This window comes from Burkholderia pseudomultivorans (assembly GCF_001718415.1).
GTDB classification, from domain to species: Bacteria; Pseudomonadota; Gammaproteobacteria; order Burkholderiales; family Burkholderiaceae; genus Burkholderia; species Burkholderia pseudomultivorans_A.
Genome location: NZ_CP013377.1, coordinates 2,641,888 through 2,659,156 on the forward strand (window position 1 = coordinate 2,641,888; position 17,269 = coordinate 2,659,156).

Here is a 17,269-nt window from a genome sequence, read left to right on the forward strand (position 1 = left end):
TCATTCCCCCCTAAACCCTCGAGCGCGCCTTATTTCAATAGGAAAGGTTGAGACATCCAGAGGAGCTCTGCCATCACCCGTAGAACCGGCCCAATGAAAGACACCGTTTCCGTCCGAATAGAACCTATTGATATTTCCGCTCGAATCGATCGCGTACCTTGCCTTTCCGCCATCGGAAATTGAGGAGTTGAATAGATCGAGCGAATTCCTAGGCTCAGTGCCGGCGTTTGGACGATTGCCTTGCACACCCAGAGTATGCTTAGGATTCGACTCAACTTGCAAACCGTTGTCGGCCGTTGTTTTCTCGGGAATCGGAAGCCGGCTATCCCGATTGCCGTTTGCGAGCGTGGCATTATCCGGCACATACCCTGCAGCACCTGACTTCGCGAGTTGCCCGCCCGCGCCTGCCTCTTCTACCAGCACCAGCCCCGGGCTCGCCGTAGGCGGCTTACCACCACCAAGCCCGATAATCGCGTTCAGCCCATTGGCGATACCCTGCAATGCTAAAGTAAGCGCCGTCGCCTTCTTGCGGGCCGTACCCTGTCCACTCGCCTCTAGCAGCGCATCGGCGTCCGTATGGTTGTACTGGTTGTACAAGTTCACATTCGAAGCCGTAGCCGCGCCTGCTGTTCCACCGACCAGCCAACCTAGCGCACCCACGAGCAAGTTGCCCGACACCTTCCCGGCGAGTGTCGAATCCGTCGCACCGGCAACGCCTTTTGCGGCCTGTGCCGTCTGATCGGCCAGCAATGCCGCCAATCCCGCTCCAGCCGCGCCCTGCGCAGCGCTCCCGATTCCGCCACCGCCCAAGCCACCGATGAGCGCGCCACCAGCAATATGCAGGTAAAGCCGATTGGCTCCGCCTTCGTCCCACGAATCCGCCTCGGCTTGATAGGCCGCTTGAGCCGTGGTATCCCCGGCGAGTTTGGCCGCATCGGCCGCATGCTGGGCCTCCTTCTGCTTCATGTCAGCGTAGGAACCGATGCCTTGCGCGACCACCTGACCCGCAGCTTGCGTCGCATTCATCATGTCCGTCTGCTGATCCAGCAAATGCTGCACATCCGGCGTCTTCGATACCGTGCCATTCAGATTCGCCGTATCGCGGTTCAGGTCGACCACGTCCTGCGTCTGCCCTGCCGGGTTCGTGATGTTGATCGTGCCCGCGCTCACGCCGCTGCGCGTGGTCGCGCTCTCGCTTCCACTGTCCGATTGCGAAATCATGGGCGTCACGCCGCCCGCACCGCTCACCGAGCCCGTGCCGATGGACTTGCCGGTAACGCCAACGCCTGCGCCTGCGCTAAAGCCGCTGCTGTCCGCACTGTACGTCGAATGGTTCGCAATATCGCTATACGTCAGCGTGCCCGTCGTCAGCGTGTTCTTCGACGCTTCGGCCGTGCTGGCGATATAGGCGCCCGTCAGGTCCGTATTACCCTTGACGTTCACATTGAACCCGCCTTCACCCGCTTGAATCCCGGCCTGTTCGTTCACGCCTGCGTAATTGCCGCTCGCGTTCCCCTTTGACGAACTGAAGCTCGCGCTGCCGCCCATCGTGCTGACGCTGAGGCCTCCGCCTGCGCTGCTCTGATGTGCGCCGCTGACAGTCGTGTCCTGCACGCTACGAATGTTGAGATTGCCGCCTACGTCGGCCGTCACGGTGCGACCTGATACGTTCGAACCAACGATGTTGGTATCGCCGCCGCTGATCATCGTGACGCTGTTCGCGCCCGTCACGAGCGAGTTGTTCTGCATCGCAGCGTCGCTATTGCCGTCGCCATGCGCACGCGACATCGATGCGGAAACACCAATCCCGTTCGTGCCGATCGACACACCAACGCTGCTGCCCGACGACGAATTCGAACTGCGCGTCGAATCGGTATTCGTCGTGTTCTGCAGGTCGATCTGGTTCTTCGCCACCAGCAACACGTCGTCGCCCGACACATTCGAACCGGCCACCGTGATATTGCCGCTACCCGGCGTGCCGTTGCCGGTCGCAATCAGCGCCGCAGTGCCGCCAGCGGCAACACTCGATCCACGCTGCGTCGTCTGGTTTTCCGACGTATCGAGCCGGCTATGACTTGAGCCGACGCTCACCTGAACACCAAGACTCGGCGTGCCGCCGCCCGCGAGCGCGCCACCGGTCAATCCAGCGACGCCCATTGCAGCATTACCCGCCGCAGCAATCGCGTGCAGCGCCGTCGCACGACTGTCACCGGCACCGCTCTTTGCCGCCTGCGCCTGCTGATACGCACCGTTGATCGCATCGCCAACGCTGCCCGACAGGCCGAGCGTGACGCCGCTGCTGCTGGTGGTTTCGCTATGCGTCCTGTTGCTGGTATCCGTCGCCGAATCGATCACGACGTTCGCGGCCGTACCCGTCAGGTTCTTTCCGGCAATCAGGTCGCTGCCCGTCACGTGCAGCGTATCGCCCGCCTTGATATTCAGGTTGCCGTCGAGTGACCCGACCGTGCTCGCGTTGTTCGCCACCGACGAAGCATGATCCGTATCGGTCTTCTTCTGCGTGCCGATGCTCACGCTCAAGCCGCTCGTGCCGATACCCGAATGCGTTTCGCGGTAGTAGCTGTCCTGCGTGACCGTATCTCTGGACGTCGTGATATTGACGTTGTTCGTCGCGCCAAGCGTCACATCGCCCGTGCCGACGATCGTGCTGCCTTGCACCGTCAAATCGCGGCCCGACTGAACGTTGACGGTGTTACCCGACACCGTACTGCCGACGCCGACATTCGCGTGCATATCCGTCATCGAATCGGTCTTCGTGCTGCTGACGAAGCTGCCGCGCTGGACCTGCACCGACTGATACCTGTCGTGCTCCTCCCGGGCTTCGTTGATCGTGACGTTGCCCGTCGCCGCGATATTCACCGCGCCCGAACCGTTATCGACACCGTTCGTCATGCCTGCCGACACAGACGAACCTGTAAGCGTCACGTTGCCTTTCGACTTGTCGGCGCTCGCCGCGGCCAGATTCACGTTGCCGCCCGCCGTGAACTGCGTGCCGACAGCGTGTTCGTCGTAGTTGTGATCGACTTCCTTGCGCGTCTTGCTGTCCGCCGCGACGTTATCGAGCTTCAAGGTATCCGTGACCGTCGTCGCCGTCAGGTTGCCGCCTGCGAGCACCGACAAATCCTTACCGGCGGAAACGGTCGCGCCCTTGAGCGTCGTATCGTTGCCGCTTTGCATCCCGAGACTGCCGCCTGCGGTAATGCCGCTCGTCACGTTCTTCGTCGTCGATTCTTCCCAATGATGCTGATCGTTCAGATACATCGACTGGTTCGTCGTCGACCGAACCGTATCGACATTGATATCGCGGCCGGCCGTGACCATCGCATCGCCGCCCGCCGACAGATTCGCACCATGCAACGTCAGATCGCGACCAGCCTGCACCGACAGGTCGCCCGTCGCCGCGATCGTGCCTTGCTGGCCGATCAAGCTCGTACTGACCTTGCTTGCACCGGACGCGCCGGTTGCGCCCACCGCATCGACCAGCGTCGTGTTGACGATATCGCGGCCGGCCATCACCGCAACGCGATTGCCGGTGATCATGCCCGACGCGTTCACGACATCGTTGGTCGCCGATACGACCGTCGTCCCGCCCGCGCTGCCGCTCGCAATCGTGCCGCCGCGGTTCAGGATATCGGTCGCTGTCAGCACGGTCTTCGTGCCGCCCTTGATCACGCCCGAGTTGGTCGCGCTGCCAGCCGCATGAATTTGAATGTCGTCCGCTGCAATCAACGCGCCGGTCGGCTGCAGGTCATTCGCGTGCGTTTGGGCCATGTAGACCACTGGCGCCAGCACATGCGTCGTGTTCCCGTCCGGCAGCGTCACGGTCTGATCGACGAGCCACACGATATCGCTCGTCAACGCGTCCATTTGCGCAGCCGTCAGTGCCATGCCCGGCACTAAACCGAACGACTTCGCATAGTTCGCACCGTTCGTCATCAGCGCGCGATATTCGTCCTCGGCGTTCGCGTACCCCGGCAGGAAAGTGCGGCCCGTCAGCTGCGTGATCTGGTTGCGCACCATCTGCTGTTCGTACATCCCGTCGCCCAGCCGCTTTTCGATGCTCGCGGGATTCAGGTTCAGCTGGCCGAGCATGTAGTCGCTCGAAATGAAGTTCGTATAGCTCGTCAACCGCGGATCGGTGACGATCAGGTACGGTTGGCCCGGTGCGGGATGAATCGTGTACATGCCGCTCGTCGGCAGCGTGATCGACAATGCGCCCGTGGCGCTCGCAACCGATTGCAGCGCAGGTACGGTTATCGGTCCGCTCGCCGCACCGACCTTGGAGGGGCTACCGCCCGATACACCCTGATTGGCCGCATTGCTGCCGAGCGTGCCGCCCGTCGCGCCGGTCGCGGAATTCTGCGCGGCGACGTTCTGGTTATTGACGTTCTGCGCACCGATCGACACCGACTGATTCGCGATGATCGTGCCGCCGGTTCCGCCGATCGCGACCGGCGTGTACACCACCGACGGCTGGACGATCGTGCCGCGATCCCGCGTCGTGTCCTGGTTCCATGCATACATCGACACGATGCTGTCGGTCTGATACTGATACAGCGTCCGGCCGACGTTGTTCACGACCGTGCCGCCATAGCTGCCGCTACCGACGGCCCCGTCCTGCTGCGTGCTGCCGATCTGAATCGACTTGCCGGCAGCGATCGCGCTGTATTCGTTGTTGATCGCCCCGACGTTCGCCATCGTGATGCTGTCGCCCGCGACAAGCTGCGCTTGCTGCGCCTGACTCGTCACTTTGTCCTGCTGAATCGTCGACGTCGTGTCGCGCCAGATTTCGACACGCTGATAACCGTTATGGGCGTCGCTGCGCGTCGTGTACTCCGTATCGGGCACGTAGTTTACGTGCGGATCGTACGCATCCCAATAGTTGACGGTCACCGTTCCGTCCGCGTTGGTCGTCAGCGTGTTGTAGTAGATCGTCTGCTGCGTGCCGTTCACGCTCACGACCAGCACCTTGTCGGTCGCATTAGGTCCGGACGATTCGGATACAACTTGCGATGGGGTATACGTTGAAGTGAGCGGTGTCTTGTAGCCGTTCACCCACATCGCCTGCGAACAGCCTCCGTTCGGGACCGCGTTCATCGTCGCGCATACGATGTACTTCTGGCGTTTGGTCTGGTGCGTGGTCGTCGTGTCGATCGTTTCTGTGTTGACCATCGGCGCGGGACGCGTATTGGTGAACGTCCCTGCCGCGAGTTCGATATTGCCCTGCGCTTCGATCGTCGATTGATCGCTCAGCACGTTTTGCGTGCGGTTCGCGAGCGAACCGTTCGCGTCGCGCTGGCCGTTCGCCGCGATGTTGATATCGCCGATGCTGAACAGGTTCGCACCGCCCGTATTCGACAACTGGTTGGTCGCGTACAGGTTCAACTGGTTGGCTGCGGCGAAAACGGCCGCCACCCCGCTGTTCGTGATCGTATTCGCGTTCGCCGTGACGTTGGCGCCGATCACAGTGCCCGTGTTGTTCAGCATCGCGCTGTTGGTCGTGACCGCATCGCCTTCAATACGGCCTGCGTTGTCGATCGTGCCACCGTTCGCATTGACCGTCGTGTTCGCGGAATTCAGATCCGCGCCGGCCTGGTTGTCGACGTTCGCCGCATTCACCGTCAGCGCGCCGTTTGCATCCAGCACGCCCTGGTTCGTCAGCTTGCCCGACGTAGTGAAGTTCAGATTGCCATTCGCGTGGAGCTTGTTCGCTGACGTCTGCGTGTAGTCGTTCGCGAGCGCGATCGCACCGTTGCGGCCCGCGGTGATGGAGCCGTCACCCGTCAGCGTGTTTGCGACCAACGTCAGATCTTGATCGCTACCAATCGCGCCGCCCTGATTCGACAGCGCACCACTCTGAATCGACACGCTGCCGCCGCTGCCTGCGTCATTACCGATCTTGCCCGACGTGTTGTCGATCGACGCAGTGTGCAACGCGAGCGCACCATTGGCCCGCACGGACCCAGCCTGATTCGAAAACGCAGCGTTCGCGCTATGCAGCGTCAGGCTGTTCGCCGCAGAAAGCACGCCGCCGTTATTGTTCGCGTCGCTGCCGACGTTCAACTGGAGGTCATGTCCGGCGAGTGTCTGAGCGCCTTGCGAGTTCGTCAGCGTTTGCGCGGTGAGCGTCACGTCACCGTTGCCGCCGATCGTGCCGGCGCCGTCCTTTCCCGACGCATTGGTATTCGTGATCGACGCGCCGCCGTCGATCGTCGTCGCGCCGCTTCCGATATTGACGATACGACCGTCACTGTTGTCGACGCTGGCGCCCGACAACGCGAGCGTCGAACTCGTACCGTTCGCTTCGATTTGCCCCGCGTTATTAGTGACCGCTCCTTGTGCTCGCAGCGTCAGGTTCCCGTTCGCTTGAACGAGGCCGGCCGCATTCGCGATGGCGCCGTTCGACTGCACTGAAAGCGCTTGCCCTGCCAACAACGAGCCGCCGGAATTCTCGATACTGGCCGCCGACACGGAAACGTCGCCGTTGCCGCCGATCGTACCGCCCGCGGTATTCGTCAGCGCGTTTGCCGTTGTGACCAACAGCGCGCTCGTGCCTACGTTTTTGAGCGAGCCGCCGGCGTTCGCGAGACTGTCGGCAGTCACCGAAACGCCGTTGTTCGCTTCGAGCGTGCCCGCACGGTTGTCGATTGCACCGCGTGCGTTCAGCGTCATGCTGTCTGCACCGATGTACCCGCCTGCACGGTTATCGAGCGAACGTACGTCGAGCGCGGCCCGTCGCTGCGCGGCGAGCGTACCGGCACGATTCGATACGGCCGCGGCTTTCAGGCTCAGCGCGCCGTTGGTCGCAATCGTGCCGCCCTGATTCGACAATGCGCCCGTGGCGATCGACAACGTACCGTTGCCGGCGTGCGTAATCTTTCCTTGATCGTTGATCAGCGTCGCAGGCGCCAGGTTCAGGTCCGTGCTGTTGGTCTGGATCAGGCCATTGCTCGAATTATCGAGCGTGTTCGCGACGGCAATATTCGTTGCGCCCGTTCCGGTCTGGGTGATCGTGCCGCCGCGATTGCTCAGATTCGTCGCCGACAGCGACAACTGCGTTGCCTGGATTCCGCCAGTGTCATTACTCAGCGATGCCGCGTTGACCGTCACCGCCTGTTGAGCCGCAATGCTGCCCGAGCCGTTCGTCAACTGCGTACCGACATCGATCGTCGCATTGCGCCCGGCGGAGATCGAGCCGCTGCCGTTGTCGACAGATTGCGCGCCGACTTGCAAGTCGGTCTGTGCGGTGATTGAACCGTGGTTCGCGACGGCGCCCGCCTGTACCGAAACGCCGCCGTTGCCGCCGATCACACCGCCCTGCGCGCCCGTCGCTGTTGTGCCCGCCGCATTGATCAATTGCCCGGTCGTCGTGATCGAAAGGCCGTCACCGTTCAGCGACGTGATGCGTCCGGCACTGTTGTCCACCGACGCACCGGAAATATTCATTCCGGCCGTGCTCTGGATCGTGCCTTGGTTGTTTGCGATCGCGCCGCCGCGTATCTGCATCGAACTGTCGGAGACGAGCGTGCCGGCCTGGTTCGCGATTGCGCCGTTCGTCTGCACGTTCAGCGGGCCTTGCGCCGATATCTTGCCGCCTTGATTCGAAACGCTACCACCCGTCAGCGTCACCGCGCTTTGGCTCGACACGTTGCCGTGATCGTTGATCAGCGCACCCGACGCATTCGCATCGAGCGCACCCTGTGCGCTCGTGCTCGCGCCGGACAGATTCAGATCGCCCGCGTTCGCATTCAACGCGAGATTGGCGTTTGCGGCCGTCTGGCTACCGCCGAGATTGACGCTGCCGCCCGAGATCGACGCGCTGCCGCCTGCGACGTTTTGACCGGTCGCCGTCAGTTGCCCGCTACTCGACAGATTCAGGTCGCCGCTATGGCCGACGGAACCGTCGTTGTTGACGCCCGCGCCGAGCGTACCCATCGAACCGATGCTGCCTGCGTTGACGGTCGTATTCTGTTGCGCGGCGAGCGTGCCGCTGTTCGACAACGTACCGCCCGTCGATACACTGACGTTCTGCTGCGCATACGTCGTGCCGGAATTCTGCACGCTGTTCGCGGTTGCGGCGAGATTGCCGCTCGCCGTCGTCTTGCCGGTAAGGACGAGTTGCCCGTTCGATTGCAGCGTCAGGTCGCCGCCTTGTGCGGCGATCGTGCCGGCATTCGCGACACCGACGCCGAACTCGTTCGATACAAGAAAGACCCTGTTCGCGTACATGCCGCCGAGCTGGCTCACGTCGATCGCGACCGCCGGAGCCGCGCCGTCGCCGGCGGTCGGCGTCGCTGCCAGCGTATCGTGATTGACCTGGTTCGCGCCGGCGACGACGTTCAGGTTCTTCGCGTAAATCGCTGCATTCGCCTGCACCGCCCGCGAAATCAGATCGACCTGATCGACGTTCGCGGCGTTGAGGCCCGCGCCTTGCACGGTGATGAGGCCGCGATTGACGTTGTAGCCGGCGAGCGAACCGTCCGCGCCATAGTAAGGTTGTCCGGTCGTCAGCGTGGCGCGCGACGTATTGATGAAGCCGCCGCCGTCGACGACGATGCCGGACGGATTCGCCAGGATCACTTCGGCCCGTGAGCCCGCCACCTCGACGTAACCGCGCAGTTGAGAGGCGTTCGAGCTGTTGACCTGGTTGACGATGATGCGCGCGGACTGGTTCGGGCCGAAATTCGGGTTGCCGTTGATGTAGCCCGTTTGTTGCGTGTTCACCAGCGTTGGCGAGTTGTTCAGAATCGCGCCGTTTTTCTGAACGTCGAACTGGTTGTAGGTATTGACCGATACGCCTGCGCCGGACGGCGCGGCAATATTCACCTGCGGCAGACCGTTTTGCGTCTGAACGACGTGTGTGCTCGTACCGGGTATTGGCGCAATCTGAGCAAAGCTGAATAACGGCGCACCGAACAATAACGCCGCCACCATGGCAATCGGTTGCCACGCGACACGCAAGCTCGGCTGGCTCCATCGCGCACTTGTGCCCCGAGAATTCGCAGCTGTTTGCGACGAGCTGCCGTTTTCCTGCACGACGATCATCGCGCCGCGCGCACGATTACATACTACCCGGTAGCAGTTCTTGTTCATTTTTCGTTTTAATAGGTGCAGAGCCGATGAATTCGGTTCTGATCAAGATCAATGCCCGGTCGGACCGGTGGCGGTTTGCGCAGCCCCGGCCCCGAAGCTGCGCAGGATTCAAAGGCGGTTTCGCGCCTCGCACGCGTTACGACTGCGGACGAAATCAGGCATTGCGCGGCCGTGGTCTCCCGTGATCCCCGTGCGCAATCGTAGCAGGAACCCGACAAGCCACACTGTCAGGAATAATCAAATCGACCGAAAACTCGCGCGGCATATCTCGAAATAAAGCGATTTATTTTTCAGATAATAAAATTTTTAATTTTTAGAATTTGAACAACGTAATTTTGCGAGTTTCGGTTCAGCGCCCGTCGAACCGCACCCGTTGATGCAGACATCAACCAAGGGAAGATCCATGACTTCGACAAAATCTCAACGCACGATTACGTCAGTCATCCGAACTCGTGAGCGTTGAATGCATAAAGCCAATCAACGTATCTCGAAATAAAAGCGTGAAAAAACGTTACATGATCATGAACTGACTTCGAACGCACCGACTGCGACCGTTTCGCAGGATCGGTCGTTGACGTTCGGCTCGATGCCCGTTTGCAACGCATCTCCTGCACCTGCTAGCCGCCGCGCCTGCGCATCGCATGCGCAACCCGCGCGTTGGTCTCGAATTTGGCGCGGCGGGTCGAGAAAAACGTCCGCACGTTGCGCACGTTCGATGCGCCGGTGAACAGCCGCCGCGCGAATTCGTCGTATTCGGCGACGTCGGCCAGATCGGCCACCACGACGAAATCGGGGCCCGGCGACACGCGATAGCACTGCGTGACCGACGGCTCTGCGCACACGTACGCCTCAAACGCGTCGTAGTCTTCGGCCGTCTGCCGGTCGAGGCTGATCTCGATCAGCGCCGTGACGGCCGTGCCGATCGCGGCCTGGTCGAGCATCGCCACCTGCCGACGGATCACGCCCGCTTCCGTCAGCCGGCGCACGCGGCGCATACAGGTCGGCGGCGACGACAGCGCACGTTCGGCGAGTTCCAGGTTCGACACCGACGCGTCGTCCTGCAGGATCGACAGGATGCGCAAGTCGAGATCGTCAAGGGTAATGCCGGCCATCGGCAGCTCCTTCCGGGTCGGTGATGTGAAATTTAATTTCAATATCATAACCGATCATCGATCCATTTCATCTACTTCAATATTTTGAAATTAAATTCCATTCCCTCACCTCTACCATCGCTGTCACTGATTCAGACACGTCATTTACGGAGCGCGATATGTGTGGAATTGTCGGGGCGGTTGCCCAGCGGGACATCCTGCCGAACCTCGTCGACGGGCTGAAGCGGCTCGAATACCGCGGTTACGACTCGTGCGGCGTCGTGGTCTACCGCGACCGCGCGCTGGCTCGCGCGCGCAGCGTCGAGCGCGTCGCCAACCTGCAGCGCGAGATCGCCGCGCAGGCGCTGTCGGGCTACACCGGCATCGCGCATACGCGCTGGGCGACCCACGGCGCGCCCGTCACGCTCAATGCGCATCCGCACTTCTCGCCGAGCGACGACGATGCGCGCATCGCGCTGTCGCACAACGGGATCATCGAGAACTGCGACCAGCTCCGCGCCAAACTCGAAGCGCACGGCTACGTGTTCGCGAGCCAGACCGACAGCGAGGCGATCGCGCACCTGATCGATCATCTGTACGACGGCGACCTGTTCGAGGCGGTCCGGCGCGCCGTCGCGCGGCTGCGCGGCAGCTATGCGATCGCGGTGATGTGCCGCGACGAGCCGCACCGGATTGTCGGCGCGCGCGACGGGATGCCGCTCGTCGTCGGCGTGGGCGAAGGCGAGAACTTCCTGGCGTCGGACGCGATTGCGCTGTCCGGCATCACCGACCGCATCGCCTACCTGGAGAACGGCGACGTCGCCGATATCCAGCTTCATCGCTACTGGATCGTCGATGCCGCGGGTCAGCGCGTCGAGCGTGCGGTGCAGCGCGTCGCCGCGCACAGCGGCGCGGCCGATCTCGGTTCGTATCGCTACTACATGCAGAAGGAGATCTTCGAGCAGCCGCAGGCCGTCGCCGATACGCTGCTCGACGTCACGTCGATCATGCCGGAGCTGTTCGGCGATCGCGCATGGCGCGTGTTCAACGACGTCGATTCGGTGTTGCTGCTCGCGTGCGGCGGCAGTTATCACGCGGCGCTCACCGCGAAGTACTGGATCGAGAGCATCGCGAAACTGCCGGCGAGCGTCGAGATTGCGAGCGAGTTCCGCTATCGCGACAGCGTGCCGAATCCGCGCACGCTCGTCGTCGCGGTGTCGCAGAGCGGCGAGACGGCCGACGTGCTCGGCGCCGTGCATGTCGCGAAGCAGAACGGGATGGCGCATACGCTTGCGATCTGCAACGTGGCGACGAGCGCGCTGATGCGCGAATGCGCGTTGCAGTTCGTGACACGTGCGGGCATCGAGATCGGCGTGGCGTCGACGAAGGCGTTTACGACGCAGCTCGTCGCGCTGTTCCTGCTGACGCTTTCACTGGCACAGGTGCGCGGGCGACTGAGCGACGACGACGAGAAGGAGCATCTGCGCGCGCTGCGGCATCTGCCCGATGCGATGTCGAAGGTGCTCGCGCTGGAGCCGCAGATCATCGCGTGGTCGGAACTGCTCGCGCGCCGCGACAACATGCTGTTTCTCGGACGCGGAATGCATTATCCGATCGCGCTGGAAGGGGCGCTGAAGATGAAGGAGATTTCGTATATCCATGCGGAGGCTTATCCGGCGGGCGAGCTCAAGCATGGGCCGCTCGCGCTCGTCAGCAACGAGATGCCGGTGATTGCGGTGGCGCCGAACGACATGCTGCTCGAGAAGCTGCGGTCGAACATGCATGAGGTCAGCGCGCGCAACGGGAAGCTGTTCGTGTTCGCGGATGTCGATTGCGGACTGTCGCCGGGGGACGGGATCGATGTGATCCGGCTCAATGAATACTACGGGCCGCTTTCGCCGATCCTGCATACGGTGCCGATGCAGCTGCTGGCTTATCACGCGGCGCTGGCGAGGGGGACGGATATCGACAAGCCGAGGAATCTGGCGAAGTCGGTGACGGTGGAATAGGGGTGGGGTGATGATGGCATGGCCGTGCTCAGGTGCATTAATTTCGGTTACGAAGCCCCGATTCAGTTTTGGTTACGCGGCTCTTGCGCACACCCGGCGGAAACGCAAAGAACGGGATCACGCGATCCCAGGCGTTGCGCCACGCGCTACTGACAGTCGGGAATTTCTGACCCCACGGCCCATCCGCAAACGCATCGAGTTCGGCCTGAGCGGCTTCCGCGCTGGGAGCGGCGTAGATCGGCTTGATCGCCGCGGCCAAGCCTCGGCGGTCCTTCCAACTGGCGTAATCGAGGCTGTTGCGGATGAGGTGGACGATGCAGGTCTGCAGCGTGGTGGCCGGGAACACGGCGGCCAGCGCTTCGGGCATGCCCTTGAGCCCGTCCGTGACGGCAATCAGGATGTCGTGAACGCCGCGCGTCTTCAGATCGTTGAACACCTTCATCCAGAACTTGGCCCCCTCGGTATTCTCGATCCACAGGCCCAGGATTTCCCGCGTGCCGTCGGGCAGCACGCCCAGCGCCAGGTACACCGCCTTGTTGCGCACGACGGCGTCTTCGCGAATCTTGACCCGCAGTGCGTCGAAAAACACGACCGGATACATCGGCTCAAGCGGTCGGGCCTGCCAGGCGGTGACTTCGGCCATGACCTCGTCGGTGACCGAACTGATGAAGTCGGGCGAGACCTCGGTGCCGTACTGTTCCAGCAAGAAGCCCTGAATCTCGCGTACGGTCATGCCTCGGGCATACATGGCGACGATCTTGTCGTCGAAGCCCGTGAAGCGCCGTTCGTGCTTGGGAATCAGGATGGGTTCGAAGCTGCCGTCGCGGTCACGCGGCACCTCGATACGGATCGGACCGTCTTCGGTCAGAACCGTCTTGGCCCCTTTGCCGTTGCGCTGATTCGTGGCGTTGACCGGCTTGGCCGCACCGGGAGGGTAGCCGAGATGATGGTTCATCTCGCCGCCCAGCGCCCGTTCGATCAGCGCCTTCTTGAGCGCCAGCGTCGCGGCGTTGATGGCTTCGGCCGTCATCGGACCGTTGCCGAACTGCTCGAGCAGCTCGGCCGGAATCGCCGGCAGAGCCGCCGGCTGGGCTTTCGGTTTGCGAGGCATAAACTCTCCTTGGGAGCATGTTATGCCTTAAACACAAAATTCCTGACAGGCCCGGCGACTCAGGCCTTCGTTGCGGTTTTCCCTGCAGTCGCAGGCTTCACCTCCACGCCCAGCAATTCCGCCGATACCCCAAGCAGCCCCCCGCCCCACTGTTCGCTGCCGTCACTCCGAAAACGAATGCCGTAAAAACCTTCATGGGCGAAGAGCCCATCAGAGAAAAAAACGATTCCTCGACTGACAATGATACTGCCCGGTCAGTCTTTCTTCGTCGTGTCTTGCCTGAGCGACATCCAAATCAGCACCGAGCCGTATCTTCGTCGCCGGAAGTCTTCGAGAACGAACGACGTCCCGCGGACATGGTGGAAATCCCGAACACCGTTTTAACCCGCTATTACCAGCCGGGCCCGGCTGCTCCATACACTTGCGGTAACCAAAGCGCCGCCTCGTGCCACGACTACCGGCGAGGACGGCGAGTTACCCGTCACTTTCTGAATGGAGAACAGAATGGCCAAACAGATCCTGGTACTGGCAGGCGATTACGTGGAAGACTACGAGTTGATGGTGCCGGTACAAGCGCTCAGTGCGCTTGGCTACGTGGTACACGTCGTTACCCCTGATAAACGATCCGGCGAGCAAATCCGCACGGCAATTCACGACTTCGAAGGCGATCAGACCTACAGCGAGAAGCGCGGTCACAACTTCACGCTCAATGCGAGTTTCTCGGATGTCGATACGGCTGCCTACGATGCCCTGCTTTTGCCCGGCGGCCGCGCTCCCGAGTACCTTCGGCTCAACCCGCGTGTAATCACCGTCATCCGCGATTTTGCGCAAGCCGGCAAGCCGATTGCGGCGGTCTGCCATGGTGCGCAGTTGCTGAGCGCCGCCGGGGTCATCGCTGGCAAGCGGATCTCCGCCTATCCCGCGTGCGCCCCCGAGGTCCGGCTTGCACAGGGTGAATTTGTCGAGCTCGACTGGGCCGAAGCCGTCACCGACGGTCAGTTCGTGACCGCTCCTGCATGGACGGCCCATAGCGCGTGGCTCCGACAGTTCCTCGCGCTGCTCGGTGCGCGCATTTCGCTCTGATATCCGGTGACACAAACATGGCAAAACTGATTCACACCATGATTCGTGTGGCCGACTTGGAGCGCTCGCTCGCATTCTATGAAAGCGCGTTCGGCCTGACGACCAGCCATCGCCTCGATTTCGAAGATTTCTCGCTCGTCTATCTGCGCAATAGCGAAAGCGAAAACGAAATCGAACTGACCTGGAACAGGGGACGTCAAGAACCCTACACGCATGGCGATGGTTACGGTCACGTCGCGGTCGTGGTAGACGACGCGACCAAGGAGCGGGCCCGACTGATTTCGCTTGGCATGCAGCCAAACGATCTCCGCGAGTTCCATGCTGGCGACGGCAGTCTCCTCGCGCGGTACTTCTTCATACTCGACCCTGACGGCTACAAGATCGAAGTACTGGAGCGACACGGTCACTACCAGTGAGCGCAACACATAACAAGCAATACAACTCGCAACGTACGAGTTCGCAGCATCGCAACAGATAAGGCGTCACCCGCAATCCAGCATGAGCAGATATGAAGGAGACGAGACAATGAAAATGGAGACGATTCCGCTCGCCACCGCGACTACGGAGCGACCGGTAGAGCCCGTGCAACGCATCAAACTGACACGCCGTGAATGGCTGAAGGGAACCGGCGTACTCTTCGGCACCCTGGCAGTGACCTCCATCCTTGCCGGGTTCGCACCAAGCCACGCCTGGGCCCTTGAAATGACGAGCCTCGACACGCACCAGGGGCAGGTCCTGCTCGCGCTCGTCAAGCGCATCTATCCGCATCAGTCCCTGGACGACGCCGTCTATGCGCTGGTCGTCAAGGACCTCGACAAAAAGGCGGTGGCCGACAAGCAGTTGCGCTCGACGCTGGCCAAGGGCGTCCAACGACTCGATGCTGTCGCTGGCGGCGACTGGTCCAGGCGAGGGATCGCGCAGCAGGACAAGGACGTAGCGGCTCTTGCAGGGTCGCCGTTCTTCGACGCGGTGCGCTCGACAGCAGTAGTGTCGCTGTATAGCAATCCGCTTGCTTACGCTCACTTCGGATACGGCGGAAGCGACGGAGACGGAGGCTACCTCCACAAGGGCTTCAACAACCTGTCCTGGTTGCCCGATCCGCCCGCACCGCTGAGCGGCCCTGTTCCGTCCGACAACTGATATCGCGCAAAGAGAGACATCATGGCAGAGACGCAAATCCAGTCAGGAGCGACAAGCGCCAAGTTCTCGCTCAACGACGATCACGTCGTCGTGATCATCGGATCAGGCGCGGGTGGCGGCACGCTCGCCAACGAACTGGCACAGAAAGGTATCGACGTGGTCGTGCTCGAAGCGGGCAAACTGCACACCCAGGGGGACTTCATCGCAGATGAATGGGCCTCTTTCCAGCAGCTTGCGTGGCTCGACAAGCGAACTACGTCCGGAACCTGGCGTGTCGCCCGGGACTTTCCGAATCTCCCCGCGTGGATCTGCAAGACGGTGGGCGGAACCTCGGTGCACTGGGCCGGCGCGAGTCTGCGCATTCAGCCCCACGAGTTCAAGGCCCGCACCACCTACGGCCAGGTCCACGACGCACAGCTTCTCGACTGGCCCCTCACTCGCGAGGAACTGGACCCCTATTACGATCGCGCAGAGAAGAAGATGGGGGTGACGCGCACCAATGGGCTGCCCGGATTGCCCGGCAACAACAACTTCAAGGTGCTGTACGCAGGGGCGACAAAGATCGGATACAAGGAATGCAGCACCGGTCGCATGGCGATCAACAGCGTCGCGCGCGACGATCGCACGCACTGCTTCCAGCGCGGTTTCTGCTTCCAGGGTTGCCGGTTTGGCGCCAAATGGTCCACGCTCTATACCGAACTGCCGCACGCGCAGGCTACAGGGCACATGGAGCTTCGCACCGAGGCGCATGTCGCACGCATCGAGCACGATGCACGCGGTCGGGCGAATGCCGTGCTCTACTACGACGCGGCGGGCAAGCTGCAGCGGCAGAAGGCACGTATTGTCGCCGTAGCAGGCAACTCGATCGAGACCCCGCGGTTGCTGTTGAATTCTCATTCCGGAAAATTCGCGAAGGGACTCGCGAATTCCTCGGATCAGGTGGGACGCAACTACATGCGTCACACGACAGGCTCGGTGTACGCGTCGTTCAACGAGAAGGTCGAAATGTTCAAGGGTACGACGATGGCCGGCATCGTCGAAGACGAAGCGCGCCACGATCCCAAACGCGGTTTCGTCGGCGGCTACCACCTCGAGACGATTTCGCTCGGCTTGCCGTTTTACGCGGCGTTTCTCAATCCCGGCGCCTGGGGAGCGGAGTTCACGCAGGCCATGGACCAGTATTCGCATACGGCCGGGCTCTGGATCGTCGGCGAAGACATGCCGCGCGCAACCAATCGTGTGACATTGAACAGTACCCAGAAGGACCAGTATGGTCTGCCGGTGGCTGACGTGCACTACGACGACCATCCCAATGATGAAGCGATGCGAGAGCACGCCTTCAAGCAGGGCGAGGCGCTCTACAAGGCCGTCGGTGCCATCAGGGTCCATCGGGTTTCCCCGTACCCGTCGACACACAATCTCGGCACGTGTCGGATGAGCGCCGAGCCGGAAGACGGTGTAGTCAATCGTCACGGTCAAACACATGACGTCCCGAATCTGTTCGTTTCGGACGGAAGCCAGTTCACGACGGGCGCCGCAGAGAACCCCACGCTCACGATCGTCACGCTTGCGATCCGCCAAGCCGACTACATTGCAGAACAGATGCAGAAGCGCGCAATCTGAAACCGGGACCTATCGGCGCTGACACAGACAACCGACGATGGCAGCGCTTCTGAGCGAAAATCGTGGCGCCCCGCTGTTGTCGGTGTCGCGCCCTCCGTGTG

At 61.8% G+C, this 17,269-nt stretch carries 7 protein-coding genes and 1 pseudogene; 5 read left to right on the plus strand and 3 right to left on the minus strand.

From position 1 onward, the window contains the following. Positions 1 to 9,111 carry a hemagglutinin repeat-containing protein gene (locus WS57_RS11410; protein ID WP_081337604.1) on the minus strand — a complete coding sequence of 3,037 codons (9,111 nt, stop codon included), beginning with the start codon at positions 9,109 to 9,111 and terminating at the stop codon, positions 1 to 3. A gap of 617 nt (positions 9,112 to 9,728) precedes the next feature. Then, entirely contained in the window at positions 9,729 to 10,223 is a 495-nt protein-coding gene (locus WS57_RS11415; RefSeq protein WP_009688362.1) for an Lrp/AsnC family transcriptional regulator, read from the minus strand. A 158-nt stretch (positions 10,224 to 10,381) separates the two neighbouring features. Between WS57_RS11415 and glmS the strand changes: the two genes are divergently transcribed. Beyond that, the gene (gene glmS / locus WS57_RS11420; RefSeq protein WP_059515976.1) at positions 10,382 to 12,211 is read left to right on the plus strand and encodes a glutamine--fructose-6-phosphate transaminase (isomerizing); all 1,830 of its coding nucleotides are present in this window, start codon (positions 10,382 to 10,384) and stop codon (positions 12,209 to 12,211) included. Positions 12,212 to 12,293: 82 nt separating this feature from the next. Here the strand turns inward: glmS and WS57_RS11425 are convergent. Further along, a pseudogene (locus tag WS57_RS11425) lies at positions 12,294 to 13,322 on the minus strand (IS256 family transposase); the annotation flags it as partial. Positions 13,323 to 13,826: 504 nt separating this feature from the next. Here WS57_RS11425 and WS57_RS11430 point away from each other — a divergent pair. From WS57_RS11430 to WS57_RS11445, 4 genes are all read left to right on the plus strand, one after another. After that, positions 13,827 to 14,405 carry a DJ-1/PfpI family protein gene (locus WS57_RS11430; RefSeq protein WP_009687978.1) on the plus strand — a complete coding sequence of 193 codons (579 nt, stop codon included), beginning with the start codon at positions 13,827 to 13,829 and terminating at the stop codon, positions 14,403 to 14,405. Positions 14,406 to 14,422: 17 nt separating this feature from the next. Then, entirely contained in the window at positions 14,423 to 14,821 is a 399-nt protein-coding gene (locus WS57_RS11435) for a VOC family protein (RefSeq protein WP_059513957.1), read from the plus strand. Between the two features lie 115 nt (positions 14,822 to 14,936). Further along, positions 14,937 to 15,545 carry a tat (twin-arginine translocation) pathway signal sequence gene (locus WS57_RS11440; protein WP_230956338.1) on the plus strand — a complete coding sequence of 203 codons (609 nt, stop codon included), beginning with the start codon at positions 14,937 to 14,939 and terminating at the stop codon, positions 15,543 to 15,545. Positions 15,546 to 15,566: 21 nt separating this feature from the next. Then, on the plus strand, positions 15,567 to 17,168 hold the full coding sequence (locus WS57_RS11445; RefSeq protein WP_069244228.1) for a GMC family oxidoreductase: 1,602 nt from the start codon (positions 15,567 to 15,569) through the stop codon (positions 17,166 to 17,168). Positions 17,169 to 17,269: the final 101 nt, after the last annotated feature.

What these genes read in the sequence shown, in the direction of transcription:
- WS57_RS11410 (WP_081337604.1), bottom strand. Translation starts at nt 9,111, where the DNA reads ATGAACAAGAACTGCTACCGGGTAGTATGTAATCGTGCGCGCGGCGCG.
- WS57_RS11415 (WP_009688362.1), bottom strand. Translation starts at nt 10,223, where the DNA reads ATGGCCGGCATTACCCTTGACGATCTCGACTTGCGCATCCTGTCGATC.
- glmS (WP_059515976.1), top strand. Translation starts at nt 10,382, where the DNA reads ATGTGTGGAATTGTCGGGGCGGTTGCCCAGCGGGACATCCTGCCGAAC.
- WS57_RS11430 (WP_009687978.1), top strand. Translation starts at nt 13,827, where the DNA reads ATGGCCAAACAGATCCTGGTACTGGCAGGCGATTACGTGGAAGACTAC.
- WS57_RS11435 (WP_059513957.1), top strand. Translation starts at nt 14,423, where the DNA reads ATGGCAAAACTGATTCACACCATGATTCGTGTGGCCGACTTGGAGCGC.
- WS57_RS11440 (WP_230956338.1), top strand. Translation starts at nt 14,937, where the DNA reads ATGGAGACGATTCCGCTCGCCACCGCGACTACGGAGCGACCGGTAGAG.
- WS57_RS11445 (WP_069244228.1), top strand. Translation starts at nt 15,567, where the DNA reads ATGGCAGAGACGCAAATCCAGTCAGGAGCGACAAGCGCCAAGTTCTCG.